Raw genomic sequence first — 15951 nt, forward strand, 5'->3', positions numbered from 1 at the left:
TGAGAAGAATTTCTTGTGTGCAACATGAGAAAGACACCGTCCTTGTAAGTCTTTCTTTTATTTTATTACATGAGAATGGATATTTTAAGAAAAAATAAAGGCTGTCGAGATTTTCTCGACAGCCTGACTCTTGTCATTAGACAAGAGTTTTTTATTGTGCAGCCTTCTCATTTACACCGAGCGCAGCCGCTTTCTGAGCCTTTGATTTTGTATTGACGAGGCAAATGCTTGTGACAATCAGAAGAAGGCCTGCCAAGAGGCTGACGGTTAACGGCTCATGCAGGAAAATCGAACTGGCCACGATGGAAATGAGCGGAATCAAAAAGGTGTAGGAAGCAACCTTGCTTGCTTCTCCAGAACCGACAAGGGTAAAAAAGACAAGCCATCCAAGCGCGATGACAAACACTGAGATAAACAGCAGACTGACGACAAACGGGACTGTCCATTGGATCGCGGAAAAGCTCTCTGTCCAGAAGCCGGATACGAGCAAAAATACGCTGCCGATTGTCAGCTGCAAGGCGACCATCCAGATGGAATCGACGCGGCTGCCTGTTCTTTTCATAAATACTGTTCCAAGTGCCCAGCTGAGCGCGGAACCCAGAGCCAGCAGAACCCCTATGACAGAAATATGCCCGCCAAAGCCCGCGGCACTGATGACTGCAACCCCGGCAAAACCGAGCACAAGCCCGATCACTTTCATCGCAAACATGGATTCTCCGAGCCACATCCAAGAAAAGACACCCATCAGCACCGGCTGAAAGAACACGATAGCGGAAAAGAGACCAGCAGGAAGATAATTCAGGCCAATCGTTTGCAGGCCGTAGAATAACGTAATATTTAAAAGAGCAGAAACAAGATAAATCGGCCACGTCTCTTTAAAACGCAGTTTATGAATACGCGGCAATGCGACAATCACTAATAAAAGCCCGCCGATCAGCGTCCGGATGCCCGCAAACAATAAAGGCGGCGAATAGGCAAGCGCGGCTTTCGACAGCGGCCAATTGACCCCCCACATGATAACGAGAAAGGCGAGAAGGAGCGCTGTCCGCGTTTTTGATAGCTGCTTCACTTTTGATCACTCCTTGTAGAACATTTCCATCATATGATACGGTAGAACATAAGATAAATAAAATGAATCTTTTTTATGAGGAGCATAAGTAAATTGTTATGACCATTACACAATTAAGAGTTTTCGTCAAAGTAGCTGAAACGGGGAGTTTTACAAAAGCGGGACAGGCGCTGAACATGACACAGCCGGCTGTCAGCCATGCCATTTCCGCGATTGAAGCCGAGCTTGATGTGAAATTAATCATCCGTGACCGCAGAAACGGCCTGATGCTGACAGACACGGGAAAAAAGATCTTAGTCCATATCAGAGAAGTGTTAAAAGGAATCGAAAAAGTTGAGCAGGTCGCAGCGGCAGAAAAAGGGCTTGAGCTGGGAACGATTCATATCGGCACATTTCCAACCGCTTCCACTTATTTTATGCCGAAGCTGATCAGCGAGTTTAAACAAAGGTATCCGAAATTGGAGCTTGTTTTGCATGAAGGAACCGTAGATGAAGTCAAGGAGTGGCTTCACACGCGGATGATCGATGCCGGCATTCTTCTGTATCCGGCAGACGAGATGGAGTACATTCGGCTGAAAAAAGACAAAATGGTCGTCGTGCTGCGTGATGATCACCCGCTGTGCAATCGCCCGGCCATCACGCTGAAAGATCTTGATTGTGAGCCGATGGTTGTCTGCGACGGCGGCTATGAATCACCTTTTATCGATAAGTTCAAGCAAGCTGGTTCAACGCTGCACACTGCTTTCACTGTCTATAACATTAACACCTCGATCAGCATGATCAAAGAAGGCTTGGGGCTGGCGATTTTATCAGAAATGTCCATGTCGGGAATGCCGCTGCCGGAGCATGTGGTGACGCGGGATCTCGATCCGCAGGTGTATCGGGATGTGCAGCTTGCCGTTCCTTCATTACATGAGGCTTCTTTGGCGGCTAAGCTTTTCATTGATATGGCACAGGAACTGTTTGCGTAAAAATCAAAATGAAGAAACGTCTTTTTTATTGTTCGAATTTCATCGAATCAAATTCTTTTAATCCTAAACGCAGTTGTGTTATGGTGTGATAGAAGTCCTTTCGATAAAGACATAACAGCATAAGGCTGTTTACTTATATCACAACTGCAAAGGAGAACAATATGTCTAACAACCAACGCAAAGATACCTTGCTTTCTGTCTTGAATTTATCTCCTGTTGTTCAAGGGGGAACGATAGCAGAGTCATTCCGAAACAGCATGGACTTGGCGCGCCGTGCTGAGGAGTGGGGCTATCACCGTTATTGGCTTGCAGAGCATCATAATATCGAAGGTGTCGCAAGCTCTGCCACCGCGGTTCTGATCGGCCATATAGCCGGCGGCACAAAGAAAATCCGCGTCGGTTCCGGCGGCATTATGCTTCCGAATCACTCGTCACTTGTCATCGCTGAACAATTCGGCACACTGGAAACACTGTATCCCGGACGGATTGATCTGGGGCTCGGACGTGCACCGGGAACAGACCAATTGACTGCAAGGGCGCTCCGCAGAAACATCAGCAGCGGTGAAGATTTCCCAGAACAATTAGAGGAACTGCGCAATTACTTTAAACCGTCAGGAAACGTGCGCAATCAAGTCCGCGCCATTCCGGGAGAGGGCATAGATGTGCCGATTTGGCTGCTGGGCTCAAGCGGCTTCAGCGCCCGTCTGGCAGGTGAGCTGGGTCTTCCGTTTGCATTCGCTGCCCATTTCTCACCGGCGAATACGGTTCCCGCTTTGGAGCTGTACCGCAATTCCTTTACACCGTCAGAAGTGCTTGATGAACCGTATGCGATGGTCGGCGTAACGATTATCGCCGCAGACACAAACGAGAAAGCGCAGCATCTGGCTACATCGCATTACCAGCGATTCCTTGATCTTGTCCGCGGTACGCCGAACCAGCTGAAGCCGCCAGTAGAAGACATGGACCAAATCTGGAGCCCATATGAAAAAGCAATGGTTCATGAGCAGCTCAGTTCAACCATCGTTGGCGGTCCTGAAGAAGTGAAAGAAAAGCTTGAAGACTTTGTCAAAACGACTCAGGCCGATGAAATTATGGTCAACTCAGAAACCTTTGAACACGCTGACAGAATGCGTTCATTTGAAATCGTGGCTGACATTTGGAAAAACAGATAAAGGTCATAAAAAAAAGCAATGTAAAGGGGAAACCCATACATTGCTTTTTTATTCATTCAGCTTTCTTGCGGACTGGCGGATGATCAGCTCAGGCTCAAAAATGACATCTTCCTGCTTAGGCTTTTTATGCTCCAAACAGTCAATAACATATTTTGCAGCCGCTTTTCCCAGCACAGACTTCGGGTGCTTCACAGAGGTTAATTTCACCTCAGAGATTTGCGCGAAATGGGAATCATCATACCCAACGATGGACATATCCTCAGGCACCTTGATATCCATCTCCCGAAGCATATCAATAACCTTCAGTGCAATTTCATCATTATAGCAAAGAATAGCAGTCGGCATGTTTTTGCTGTTTTTCTCCAATGTCTCTTTTACTTTCTCCAGCAGCTTTGATTCCTTTTCTTCCGTTGTAAACGTCACAATCATATCCGGAGAAGGAAATAACTCACGCTCGCGATGCGCCTGTATAAATCCGTTCATCCGTTTGACACCCTGCGTGTCATCAGCTTTAAAAATACCCATCATGTGCGTATGGCCGAGAGAGAGCAGGTGCTCGGCCGCCATCACGCCGCCTTTCACATCATCCAGAGTAAAACTTGGTGCGGCAAGCTCGGCGTATGACGCATTAATCATAGCAAAAGGAATGCCGTTTTTCTCTAAATTGAGATAGTAGCCAATATTCGGCGTTTGCAGAGCGCTTTTTGTCGGTTCTACAATCAATCCGTCAATATGCTGTGACAGCAGGTTTTCTAATCCTCTGCGTTCATTATCCGGATTGTTGTTTGTGCTTGTCAGAAGCATAGAATATCCCTGCTCGCTTAAATAAGACTCGATTCCCCTAATGATGCTCGGAAAAATATAGTCTGATATGTAGGTCGTCAGAACGCCGATCGTTTTATTGGAATGCAGCGCTGATTTAGCAGATCGTGAAGCGACAAAGGTGCCCCCGCCTTGCACGCTGTAAAGCAGGCCTTGCGATACGAGGTCTCCGATGGCTTTACGAATGGTATGCCGGCTGACGCCAAATTGCTGCATTAACTCGTTTTCGGTAGGGATCTTTTGATCGGGCAGAATTTTGCCTTGATTAATCCATGAACTGATTTCTTCTTTTACTTGGGCGTATTTTGGTAACATAGCCATTCCTCCAAAATGTATACGGACAAATTTCAGTATATCACAGTGATCTATACAAGAAAACATTGACAGAAAATGCAAACGGGATTATTCTATATTTGTACGTACTAATAAACAATAATTTTCGTTAAATTTTTAAATAAGTACGTACAATTAGAAAGGAAAATGTAAACGCTTTACTCAACTTTCGGGAGGGCAGAGAAATGAAGAATACTCCAACTCAATTAGAACCAAATGCTCCTGTAACAAGAAGCCATTCAATGGGATTTGTGATTTTGATATCATGCGCGGCGGGGCTTGGCGGTTTATTGTACGGCTATGACACTGCAGTTATTTCCGGTGCTATTGGTTTTCTAAAGGATTTATACAGCCTGAGTCCGTTCATGGAGGGGCTGGTGATTTCAAGCATTATGATTGGAGGAGTTGCGGGAGTCGGGGTATCCGGGTTTTTAAGCGACAGGTTCGGACGCAGAAAAATCTTAATGACAGCGGCCCTGTTATTTGCGGTATCAGCAGTTGTTTCTGCTGTTTCACAAGACGTATCGACCTTAATCATTGCGAGGATTATCGGAGGTTTAGGGATCGGAATGGGTTCGTCATTATCCGTGACTTATATTACGGAAGCGGCGCCGCCCGCCATACGCGGAAGTTTATCTTCCTTATATCAGCTCTTTACGATACTGGGTATTTCCGCAACGTACTTTATTAATCTCGCTGTCCAGCGTTCCGGAACATATGAATGGGGCGTGCAAACCGGATGGAGATGGATGCTCGCTTACGGAATGGTGCCATCCGTTATCTTTTTCCTAGTCCTGCTGGTCGTGCCGGAAAGTCCAAGATGGCTGGCGAAAGCAGGCAGAACAAAAGAAGCGTTATCGATTCTGACACGCATTAATGGAGAAACTGTCGCAAAAGAAGAATTGAAGAACATTGAAAACTCTTTAAAAATAGAACAAATGGGGTCACTATCACAGCTCTTCAAACCAGGCCTCAGAAAAGCGCTTATCATTGGAATCCTGCTGGCGCTCTTTAATCAAGTGATCGGCATGAACGCCATCACTTACTACGGACCGGAAATCTTTAAAATGATGGGATTCGGACAAAATGCCGGATTTGTAACAACCTGTATTGTCGGTGTCGTGGAAGTCATTTTTACCGTCATCGCAGTTTTATTGATTGATAAAGTCGGGCGCAAAAAACTGATGTCCATCGGTTCTGCTTTCATGGCTATTTTTATGATCTTAATCGGGACTTCGTTTTATTTTCAGCTAACAAGCGGATTTATGCTGATCTTCTTTATATTAGGGTTTGTCGCCGCGTTCTGTGTATCGGTCGGGCCGATCACATGGATTATGATTTCTGAAATTTTCCCGAACCATCTGCGGGCGAGAGCCGCAGGAATCGCCACCATCTTTTTATGGGGTGCAAACTGGGCGATCGGGCAGTTTGTGCCGATGATGATCAGCTCGTTCGGACTGGCCTACACGTTCTGGATCTTTGCCGTCATTAACATTCTCTGCTTCCTGTTTGTCGTCACAATCTGTCCGGAAACGAAGAATAAATCGCTCGAAGAGATTGAAAAGCTCTGGATAAAATGAAAACGCTTTAAAATATGTAGCCCTTTCGATTGAGAGGGCTCTTTTATTTTGTGCGCACCATTAACGGTTTGCTGTATAAGATAGAGATATAAAGGAAAAAATAATGAATAAGAAACGCAGCTGCATGAAAACTGCGCGAATATTGTCGATGAATTGGCTCTTAACAGTTGAATAAACATTTCCACCCTGTTAAAATAATTAAAGAAAGCAGAAATAATTTTTTTTGGCTATGATGGGACGTTTTTTGTCATAGCGGGACGTTTGGTGTCCAGCAAAAAAAGGAAGGAACGTTTGAGTCATGAACCAGTTAATACAAGCTCAAAAAAAATTATTGCCTGATCTTCTGCTCGTTATGCAAAAGAGGTTCGAAATCTTGCAGTATATCAGGCTGACAGAACCCATCGGCCGCAGAAGCCTGTCTGCCAGTCTCGGAATCAGCGAGCGTGTGCTGAGAGGCGAGGTTCAGTTTTTGAAGGAACAGAATCTGGTCGATATTAAAACAAACGGCATGACGCTGACAGAAGAAGGTTATGAACTGCTTTCCGTTTTAGAAGATACGATGAAAGATGTTTTAGGTTTGACGCTTTTGGAAAAGACATTAAAAGAACGATTAAATCTAAAGGACGTCATTATTGTATCCGGAGACAGCGATCAATCCCCATGGGTCAAAAAAGAAATGGGAAGAGCGGCTGTCGCATGTATGAAAAAAAGATTTTCAGGCAAAAATATCGTCGCTGTGACCGGCGGTACGACAATTGAAGCTGTCGCCGAGATGATGACGCCGGATTCTAAAAACCGCGAGCTTTTGTTTGTGCCTGCAAGAGGCGGTTTAGGCGAAGACGTAAAAAACCAGGCGAACACCATATGCGCGCATATGGCGGAAAAGGCTTCAGGCACTTACCGGCTTTTGTTTGTTCCGGGTCAGCTGTCACAAGGCGCCTATTCATCTATTATTGAAGAACCTTCTGTCAAAGAGGTGCTGAACACGATTAAATCAGCGAGTATGCTGGTTCACGGAATCGGCGAAGCTAAAACTATGGCTGAGCGGAGAAACACACCTTTAGAAGACTTAAAGAAAATAGATGATAACAACGCGGTGACAGAAGCGTTCGGCTACTATTTTAACGCGGACGGCGAAGTGGTCCACAAAGTGCATTCTGTCGGAATGCAGCTGGATGACATAGACGCCATTCCCGATATTATAGCGGTAGCGGGCGGATCATCAAAAGCCGAGGCGATCGAGGCTTACTTTAAAAAGCCGCGCAACACGGTTCTCGTCACTGACGAAGGAGCCGCAAAGAAGTTATTAAGGGATGAATAATCCCTCAATATAAATATCTCTCACTTATTTAAAGGAGGAAACAATCATGGCAGTAAAAGTCGGTATTAACGGTTTTGGTCGTATTGGACGTAACGTATTCCGCGCAGCATTAAACAATCCTGAAGTTGAGGTAGTAGCGGTTAACGATTTAACAGATGCTAACATGCTCGCTCACCTTTTACAATATGATTCTGTACACGGAAAATTAGACGCTGAGGTTTCAGTTGACGGTAACAACCTTGTTGTTAACGGTAAAACAATTGAAGTTTCTGCAGAACGCGATCCTGCTAAACTTAGCTGGGGTAAACAAGGCGTTGAAATCGTAGTTGAATCTACTGGTTTCTTCACAAAACGCGCAGACGCTGCGAAACACTTAGAAGCTGGCGCGAAAAAAGTAATCATCTCTGCTCCTGCTAACGAAGAAGATATCACAATCGTTATGGGTGTTAACGAAGATAAATACGATGCGGCTAACCACGACGTTATCTCTAACGCATCTTGCACAACAAACTGCCTTGCGCCGTTTGCAAAAGTACTTAACGACAAATTCGGCATCAAACGCGGTATGATGACAACAGTTCACTCTTACACAAACGATCAGCAAATTCTTGATCTTCCGCACAAAGACTACCGTCGTGCGCGTGCAGCAGCTGAAAACATCATCCCAACTTCAACTGGTGCTGCTAAAGCAGTTTCTCTAGTTCTTCCTGAACTAAAAGGCAAACTGAACGGCGGAGCAATGCGTGTTCCAACTCCAAACGTTTCTTTAGTTGACTTGGTTGCTGAACTGAACCAAGAAGTAACAGCTGAAGATGTAAATGCGGCTCTTAAAGAAGCAGCTGAAGGAGATCTTAAAGGAATCCTTGGCTACAGCGAAGAGCCATTAGTTTCTGGCGACTACAACGGAAACAAAAATTCTTCTACAATCGATGCTCTTTCTACAATGGTTATGGAAGGCAGCATGGTAAAAGTAATCTCTTGGTACGATAACGAAAGCGGCTACTCTAACCGCGTTGTTGACCTTGCAGCTTACATCGCTAAAAAAGGTCTTTAATTCATAGCTGAAAAAAGGACCTTACTTGGTTCTTTTGAATAGAAGCGCTATAATGAAAGCGGACAAGGGAAGGGGACGGACTCCCTTTCCCTTTTTCCATGAAGACCGGCTTTCAGAAAACGTTCTGTGAAAGAGAAGCATCTGCGTTTTGCAGCTTTCCGGCGCCTTCGCCTGCGGCCACTGCCCTGGCTTCAGACGATCTGCCCTGTGCCGAAAAGTATGCGATCTGCCCTCGCGGAGTAATCGCTTGATCAGACGGTTTCACGTTTTTCGTGCTGCATGCAAACCATTTTGAAGGAGGATCTCCTAAAGCATGAATAAGAAAACTCTCAAAGACATCGACGTAAAAGGCAAAGTTGTATTCTGCCGCGTTGACTTTAACGTTCCAATGAAAGACGGGGAAGTAACAGACGATACACGTATCCGTGCTGCACTTCCGACAATCAAACACCTTGCAGACCAAGGCGCCAAAGTCCTTCTTGCGAGCCACTTAGGCCGCCCGAAAGGCGAAGTCGTTGAGGAGCTTCGTTTAACTCCTGTTGCTGCACGCCTCGGCGAACTGCTTGGCAAAGAAGTGAAAAAAGCGGATGAAGCATACGGTGATGCTGTAAAATCACAAATTTCCGACATGAAGGACGGAGACGTTCTTGTATTGGAAAACGTACGTTTCTACCCTGGTGAAGAGAAAAATGATCCTGAGCTTGCAAAAGCATTTGCTGAGCTTGCAGATGTATATGTGAATGACGCATTCGGTGCTGCCCACCGTGCTCATGCATCTACAGCTGGAATTGCCGAGCATCTGCCAGCGGTTGCAGGTTTCTTAATGGAAAAAGAGCTTGACGTACTCGGAAAAGCAATTTCCAACCCTGATCGTCCGTTCACTGCCATTATCGGCGGAGCGAAAGTAAAAGATAAAATCGGCGTCATCGAAAGTCTTCTTGATAAAGTAGACAACCTGATCATCGGCGGCGGTCTTGCTTACACATTCGTTAAAGCGCTTGGTTATGAGGTTGGTAAGTCTCTGCTTGAAGAAGATAAAATCGAGCTTGCGAAAACATTTATGGATCGCGCGAAAGAAAAAGGCGTTAACTTCTACATGCCTGAAGATGTGCTCGTTGCAGATGATTTCTCTAACGATGCAAACGTAAAAATTGTGCCGATCTCTGAAATCCCTAGTGATTTAGAAGCGATTGACATTGGTACAAAAACACGCGAAACGTATGCTGATGTAATCAAAAACAGCAAACTGGTCGTGTGGAACGGACCGATGGGCGTATTCGAAATCGACTTGTTCGCTCAAGGAACAAAAGCGGTTGCGGAAGCATTGGCAGAGGCAAAAGATACATACTCTGTCATCGGCGGAGGAGACTCTGCAGCAGCGGTTGAAAAATTCGGCCTAGCTGACAAAATGAGCCACATCTCAACAGGAGGCGGCGCATCCCTTGAGTTCATGGAAGGCAAAGAGCTTCCAGGGGTAGCTGCACTGAACGATAAATAATTTTAAAACTGCTATAAGGAAGTGGAACAGATGAGAAAACCAATTATAGCCGGTAACTGGAAAATGAACAAAACACTCGGCGAGGCTGTCAGCTTCGTTGAAGAAGTGAAATCTTCCATTCCAGCAGCAGACAAAGCGGAAGCTGTTGTTTGCGCGCCAGCGCTTTTCCTAGAAAAGCTGACTTCTGCTGTTAAAGGCACTGACCTTAAAGTCGGCGCCCAAAACATGCACTTCGAAGAAAGCGGCGCGTTCACAGGCGAAATCAGCCCGGTTGCTCTAAAAGACCTTGGCGTTGACTACTGCGTCATCGGCCACTCTGAGCGCCGTGAAATGTTCGCTGAAACTGATGAAACAGTTAACAAAAAAGCACATGCTGCTTTCAAACACGGCATTGTGCCGATCATCTGTGTTGGTGAAACGCTTGAAGAGCGCGAAGCCGGCAAAACAAATGATCTTGTAGCTGACCAAGTGAAAAAAGGCCTTGCTGGTCTTTCTGAAGAACAAGTTGCAGCTTCTGTTATTGCTTATGAGCCAATCTGGGCAATCGGAACAGGCAAATCTTCTACATCTAAAGATGCGAACGACGTGTGTGCACATATCCGTAAAACCGTCGCTGAAAGCTTCGGCCAAGAAGCGGCAGACAAGCTTCGCATTCAATATGGCGGAAGCGTAAAGCCTGCAAACATTAAAGAATATATGGCAGAGTCCGATATTGACGGTGCTTTGGTCGGCGGCGCGAGCCTTGAGCCACAGTCATTCGTTCAATTATTGGAGGAAGGTCAATATGAGTAAAAAACCAGCTGCACTCATCATTCTTGATGGGTTCGGATTACGAAATGAAACAGTAGGGAACGCAGTCGCTATGGCGAAAAAACCGAATTTTGACCGCTATTGGAATCAGTATCCTCATCAGACACTGACTGCTTCAGGCGAGGCTGTAGGTCTTCCTGACGGACAGATGGGGAACTCCGAGGTAGGACACTTAAATATCGGTGCGGGCCGTATTGTGTACCAAAGCTTAACACGCGTAAATGTTGCCATTCGCGAGGGAGAGTTCGAACGCAATCAAACATTCCTTGACGCGATCAGCAACGCGAAAGAAAACAACAAAGCCCTGCATCTGTTCGGTCTATTATCAGACGGCGGCGTGCACAGCCATATCAATCATTTATTCGCGCTGTTAAAGCTTGCGAAAAAAGAAGGGCTGACAAAGGTATATATCCATGGCTTCCTTGACGGCCGTGATGTAGGTCCGCAAACAGCGAAAACGTACATCAACCAGCTGAACGAACAAATCGAGGAAATCGGTGTCGGAGAAATCGCCAGCATTTCCGGACGCTACTACTCAATGGACCGCGACAAACGCTGGGACCGTGTAGAAAAAGCGTACCGTGCAATGGCATACGGCGAAGGCCCGACATACCGCAGCGCACTGGATGTTGTTGATGATTCATATGCGAATGGAATCCACGATGAATTCGTTATTCCATCTGTCATCACAAAAGAAAACGGTGAGCCTGTTGCGAAAATCGAAGACGGCGATTCTGTGATTTTCTATAATTTCAGACCGGACCGCGCCATCCAGATTTCCAACACGTTCACGAACAAAGACTTCCGCGATTTCGACCGCGGCGAGAATTATCCGAAAAACCTGCATTTCGTCTGCCTGACTCACTTCAGTGAAACAGTTGACGGCTATGTGGCGTTTAAACCGATAAATCTTGATAATACAGTCGGAGAAGTATTATCTCAGCAAGGATTAAAACAGCTTCGAATTGCAGAAACTGAAAAGTATCCGCACGTCACGTTCTTTATGAGCGGGGGCCGTGAAGCTGAATTCCCGGGTGAAGAGCGTATTCTTATCAACTCGCCGAAAGTCGCAACATACGACTTGAAGCCTGAAATGAGTGCGTATGAAGTGAAGGACGCGCTTGTCAAAGAAATCGAAGCTGACAAGCATGACGCGATTATCCTTAACTTCGCAAACCCAGACATGGTCGGCCACTCCGGAATGGTTGAACCTACAATTAAAGCGATTGAAGCAGTGGACGAATGCTTAGGCGAAGTCGTTGACGCGATTCTCGCTAAAGGCGGACACGCTATCATTACCGCTGATCACGGTAATGCTGATATTCTGATCACAGAATCAGGCGAACCGCACACTGCACATACGACAAATCCAGTCCCTGTAATTGTTACGAAAGAAGGCATCACGCTGCGTGAAGGCGGAATCCTAGGCGACCTTGCACCAACGTTATTAGACCTTCTCGGTGTTGAAAAACCGAAAGAAATGACTGGAACATCTTTAATTCAAAAATAAGCTGAAAATCAAAGGAGAGACAAACTCATGCCATACATTGTTGATGTTTATGCACGCGAAGTATTAGACTCCCGCGGCAACCCAACAGTTGAAGTTGAAGTATATACAGAAACAGGAGCATTCGGCCGCGCATTAGTGCCAAGCGGAGCTTCTACAGGTGAATACGAAGCAGTTGAGCTTCGTGACGGCGACAAAGACCGTTACCTTGGAAAAGGCGTGTTAACAGCTGTTAACAACGTAAACGAAATTATTTCTCCAGAGCTTCTTGGCTTTGATGTAACTGAACAAAACGCAATCGACCAGCTTTTAATCGAGCTTGACGGTACTGAAAACAAAGGCAAACTTGGTGCGAACGCAATCCTTGGCGTATCTATGGCTTGTGCACGTGCTGCTGCTGATTTCTTACAGATTCCTCTTTACCAATACCTTGGAGGATTCAACTCAAAAACGCTTCCTGTACCGATGATGAACATCGTCAACGGCGGAGAGCATGCTGACAACAACGTAGATATTCAAGAATTCATGATCATGCCAGTAGGTGCTCCTAACTTCCGTGAAGCACTTCGCATGGGCGCTCAAATCTTCCACAGCCTGAAATCAGTTCTTTCTGCTAAAGGAATGAACACAGCTGTAGGTGATGAAGGCGGATTCGCTCCAAACCTTGGTTCTAACGAAGAAGCGCTTCAAACAATCGTTGAAGCAATTGAAAAAGCCGGCTTCAAACCTGGCGAAGAAGTAAAACTTGCAATGGATGCTGCATCTTCCGAGTTCTACAACAAAGAAGACGGCAAATACCATCTGTCTGGCGAAGGCGTTGTGAAAACATCTGCTGAAATGGTTGACTGGTACGAAGAAATGGTTTCTAAATACCCAATCATCTCTATCGAAGACGGACTTGACGAAAACGACTGGGAAGGCCACAAGCTTCTTACTGAGCGTCTTGGCAAAAAAGTTCAGCTTGTTGGTGATGACCTCTTCGTTACAAACACGAAAAAACTTGCTGAAGGTATCAAAAACGGCGTAGGCAACTCTATCCTGATCAAAGTAAACCAAATCGGTACATTGACTGAAACATTCGATGCGATCGAAATGGCGAAACGCGCAGGCTACACTGCTGTTATCTCTCACCGTTCTGGTGAAACTGAAGACAGCACAATCGCTGACATCGCTGTGGCAACAAACGCAGGACAAATCAAAACAGGTGCTCCGTCACGTACGGACCGTGTTGCGAAATACAACCAGCTTCTTCGCATCGAAGATCAGTTGGCTGAAACTGCTCAATACCACGGTATTAACTCTTTCTACAACTTGAATAAGTAATAAAAAGACCGCCGAGATATGTCTCGGCGGCTTTTTTTATGCTTTTTAGAGATCCAAATAAAGCCTCACCATATCCCGGCATTGAATGCCGTTTTCAAAGATGTCCTCATCGTAGTGTCTGATAAAAAAATCATGGTCGATCGCCTGCATACGGAATCCGCATTTTTGGTAAAGAGACAGCTGATGGATGCTGGAATTTCCAGTGCCAATCTCAATCACCCTTGCTCTCATATGTTTTGCTTTTTCGATGGCGTCGCGGATAAGAAGCTTGCCAATGCCCTGTTTTTGCATTGTTTCTTTTACCGCTATGTTAACGATTTCTACAGTTTGCGGTCTAGTTGTGATGATCACGTATACACCGGCTAATTCTCCCGATATATAAGCTGTGTAGCATTCCCCTCTGGCAATGTATTCATCAACGATTTCTTTTGACGGATCGGCGAGCAGCAGAAGGTCATACAGCGCTTGATCATAGTTTATTGCTTTTTGAATGGTGAGATGTTGCATGGTCATTCCACCTTTTCATATGTTTATAGAGATATTTTCATGATTTCCTCCAATTTCATACCATTCTATTATAAAATATGTAACATAGGAAATATGTACAAAATAGTGGATAAAAAACAGGAGGAAAGTCACATGTTTTGTAAGGAATGCGGTCAAAAAAATAATGAAGGGGCCAAGTTTTGTAAAGAATGCGGCACCCGGATCGGAGGGAGCCGCAGACAGGCGAATAAAGAAACAGCAAGCACTGCTGAAACGAGGCAGGCTCCGCGGAAACCAATCCCTAAGAAAACCATCATGTTATGGAGCAGCATTGCCGCAGCGTGCGTCATATTATTCGCTGCATATAAAACCGGAGCGTACCTTACTTCTAAGGACAGGTTAGTCGACAAATTTGTGCAGGCTGTAAATGATGAGGATAAAGACCAAATCGCTTCGCTGCTAACACCGGCAAATGACAAGCTCAAGCTTACTAAACAAAACGTAAAGCCGTTTCTTACATATTTAAAGGATCATCCTGACAAAAAAGATGAGCTTTTTGCATCGCTGCGTGCTGAAACAGTCCAAAAGGATATTGTATACGCGGAGAAAGACGGGAAAAGCTTGCTAGTATTTGACCATTATGATTTAAAGATAGCACCTGTTTATTTTGAAGTAACCAGCAATTATAAACATACGGATCTCTATGTGAATAAAGAGGAAGCCGGATCTGTAAAGATAGCAGATCAAGCACAAACCCTCGGACCGTACATTCCCGGCGAATATACAGTCTCAGCCAAACTGAAAAACGATGTAGTCGATCTTGTGAAAAAGGAAGACATTCAGGCGGTTGGTGACAACAGCTTTCGTGTTGATCTCTCATTGGAAGCAGATAATGTAACATTCAGCTTAGCGGACGACATGAAGGATGGAAAGGGAGATTTGCTGATTAACGGTAAATCCATCCATAAGGATCCGTTCAAATCTGTTACCTACGGTCCGCTTCTGACAGACGGATCAATGACAGCTGCGGTCGAAGCGGAGTTTCCGTGGGGAAAAACAAAAACAGCGGGTGTGCCGATTGATAGCAAAGAAATGGAGTTAACGTTAATTCCTGACCAAGACACACAAGAAACAATCATGAATACGATTGTCAAAACGACAAAGCAATATTCCAAAGCGCTTTCTGATGGAAATACAGCTCAGATGACAGAGGCAAGTGCCAGTTGGAAAGCCGAAGTAAAAGATAACGTGGACTCGATGAAAAACACGGATTCTTACTTAAAAGATAAATATCTGGAAACAGACTTTGATTTGGATACATTTGCTCTATTCCAGAAAAATGACGGTACATGGCAGGCGTCAGTAAAAGGAAAAGAACTTCACCAGTCGTCTAATTATAATGACTATACGAAACCTGAAATGTCGGATGAGAGCCCGAGCTATGAATATCTGCTTTCATATGATAAAAAACAGAAAAAGTGGATGTTCGAAGGTGCAGAATCATCTTTTGATTCTGCCGGCACAAATATAAAGAAAATAAAAAATGATCATGCAGAGACGTACACGTCAGCCTGGGCAGACGCAAAAGGCAAGAAAGCAAGCGTAAGCCCATCGGCCGGCGATGTCACGGATGAACAAGTGACATCATTTATGGTTAGTTATCTTACAAATCAATCAACCGCAGTGAATTTAAATGAATTTGCGGTCATGGAAGGCAATCTGGAAAAAGGAAGTTCATTATATAATGATCAGCAGAAATTGGTTAAGAAGCTGTACAGCGAGGGGACGACTGAAGTATTTATTGATGTAGAGGTAAAAAGCTTTAATCAAAGCGGCTCGAATATCACAATTAAAACATATGAAGAATTTGATATTACAAAATCAGGCGGCAGTACAAAGCGCAGAACATACAACTGGACCTACACCGGCGTAGTGAAAGACGGAAGAATTTATTTAACATCTATTCAATAAAAACAAACCCCCATCACCAGCAGGCGATGGGGTT

The 15951-nt window shown here is 45.1% G+C and carries 14 protein-coding genes; 10 read left to right on the plus strand and 4 right to left on the minus strand.

The genetic code is table 11. The features are described 5' to 3' along the window. Positions 1-151: 151 nt before the first annotated feature. Positions 152-1069 (minus strand): DMT family transporter, encoded by a 918-nt coding sequence (locus UJ203_RS13325; RefSeq protein ID WP_105992115.1) that lies wholly within the window; start codon positions 1067-1069, stop codon positions 152-154. 98 nt (positions 1070-1167) lie between these two features. Between UJ203_RS13325 and UJ203_RS13330 the strand changes: the two genes are divergently transcribed. Both UJ203_RS13330 and UJ203_RS13335 read left to right on the plus strand, forming a co-directional pair. Beyond that, positions 1168-2040: a LysR family transcriptional regulator gene (locus UJ203_RS13330; RefSeq protein WP_322011481.1), complete on the plus strand. Its 873-nt coding sequence runs from the start codon at positions 1168-1170 to the stop codon at positions 2038-2040. A gap of 161 nt (positions 2041-2201) precedes the next feature. Next, positions 2202-3212 carry an LLM class flavin-dependent oxidoreductase gene (locus UJ203_RS13335; RefSeq protein WP_059292524.1) on the plus strand — a complete coding sequence of 337 codons (1011 nt, stop codon included), beginning with the start codon at positions 2202-2204 and terminating at the stop codon, positions 3210-3212. Between the two features lie 48 nt (positions 3213-3260). On the opposite strand, the gene araR is transcribed toward UJ203_RS13335, so the two are convergent. Continuing rightward, the gene (gene araR / locus UJ203_RS13340) at positions 3261-4349 is read right to left on the minus strand and encodes an arabinose utilization transcriptional regulator AraR (RefSeq protein ID WP_139372588.1); all 1089 of its coding nucleotides are present in this window, start codon (positions 4347-4349) and stop codon (positions 3261-3263) included. Positions 4350-4552: 203 nt separating this feature from the next. On the opposite strand from araR, the gene araE reads away from it, so the two are divergent. The 3 genes from araE (at position 4553) to gap (ending at position 8322) form a co-directional block, all read left to right on the plus strand. Continuing rightward, a complete protein-coding gene (araE, locus tag UJ203_RS13345) occupies positions 4553-5947 on the plus strand; it encodes an arabinose-proton symporter AraE (RefSeq protein ID WP_024122896.1) in 1395 nt (464 codons plus the stop codon). Positions 5948-6245: 298 nt separating this feature from the next. Continuing rightward, a complete protein-coding gene (gene cggR, locus UJ203_RS13350; RefSeq protein WP_284559762.1) occupies positions 6246-7268 on the plus strand; it encodes a gapA transcriptional regulator CggR in 1023 nt (340 codons plus the stop codon). Between the two features lie 46 nt (positions 7269-7314). Next, on the plus strand, positions 7315-8322 hold the full coding sequence (gene gap, locus UJ203_RS13355; RefSeq protein ID WP_010331916.1) for a type I glyceraldehyde-3-phosphate dehydrogenase: 1008 nt from the start codon (positions 7315-7317) through the stop codon (positions 8320-8322). Between the two features lie 112 nt (positions 8323-8434). Here gap and UJ203_RS13360 read toward each other — a convergent pair whose 3' ends face one another. Then, the gene (locus tag UJ203_RS13360; protein ID WP_024122894.1) at positions 8435-8587 is read right to left on the minus strand and encodes a hypothetical protein; all 153 of its coding nucleotides are present in this window, start codon (positions 8585-8587) and stop codon (positions 8435-8437) included. A 48-nt stretch (positions 8588-8635) separates the two neighbouring features. Here UJ203_RS13360 and UJ203_RS13365 point away from each other — a divergent pair, with 48 nt between their 5' ends. Genes UJ203_RS13365 through eno form a run of 4 tightly spaced genes read left to right on the plus strand, consistent with a single transcriptional unit; the run spans position 8636 to position 13460 of the window. After that, a complete protein-coding gene (locus UJ203_RS13365) occupies positions 8636-9820 on the plus strand; it encodes a phosphoglycerate kinase (RefSeq protein ID WP_095712992.1) in 1185 nt (394 codons plus the stop codon). 30 nt (positions 9821-9850) lie between these two features. Next, positions 9851-10612, plus strand: a complete 762-nt coding sequence (tpiA, locus tag UJ203_RS13370) for a triose-phosphate isomerase (protein ID WP_010331914.1) — start codon at positions 9851-9853, stop codon at positions 10610-10612. Next, the gene (gene gpmI / locus UJ203_RS13375) at positions 10605-12140 is read left to right on the plus strand and encodes a 2,3-bisphosphoglycerate-independent phosphoglycerate mutase (RefSeq protein ID WP_105953929.1); all 1536 of its coding nucleotides are present in this window, start codon (positions 10605-10607) and stop codon (positions 12138-12140) included. Before tpiA ends, gpmI begins: the two co-directional genes overlap by 8 nt. A gap of 27 nt (positions 12141-12167) precedes the next feature. Beyond that, positions 12168-13460: a phosphopyruvate hydratase gene (eno, locus tag UJ203_RS13380; protein WP_007409956.1), complete on the plus strand. Its 1293-nt coding sequence runs from the start codon at positions 12168-12170 to the stop codon at positions 13458-13460. A 45-nt stretch (positions 13461-13505) separates the two neighbouring features. Here the strand turns inward: eno and UJ203_RS13385 are convergent, their stop codons facing one another. Beyond that, complete coding sequence (locus tag UJ203_RS13385; RefSeq protein WP_396022389.1) at positions 13506-13973, minus strand: GNAT family N-acetyltransferase; 468 nt, start codon at positions 13971-13973, stop codon at positions 13506-13508. A 126-nt stretch (positions 13974-14099) separates the two neighbouring features. Between UJ203_RS13385 and UJ203_RS13390 the strand changes: the two genes are divergently transcribed. Next, positions 14100-15917 (plus strand): zinc ribbon domain-containing protein, encoded by a 1818-nt coding sequence (locus tag UJ203_RS13390; RefSeq protein ID WP_322011495.1) that lies wholly within the window; start codon positions 14100-14102, stop codon positions 15915-15917. The last annotated feature ends 34 nt before the right edge of the window (positions 15918-15951 follow it).

Origin of the sequence: Bacillus sp. V26, assembly GCF_034296245.1 — a bacterium.
In the GTDB taxonomy this organism is placed as follows: Bacteria; Bacillota; Bacilli; order Bacillales; family Bacillaceae; genus Bacillus; species Bacillus halotolerans.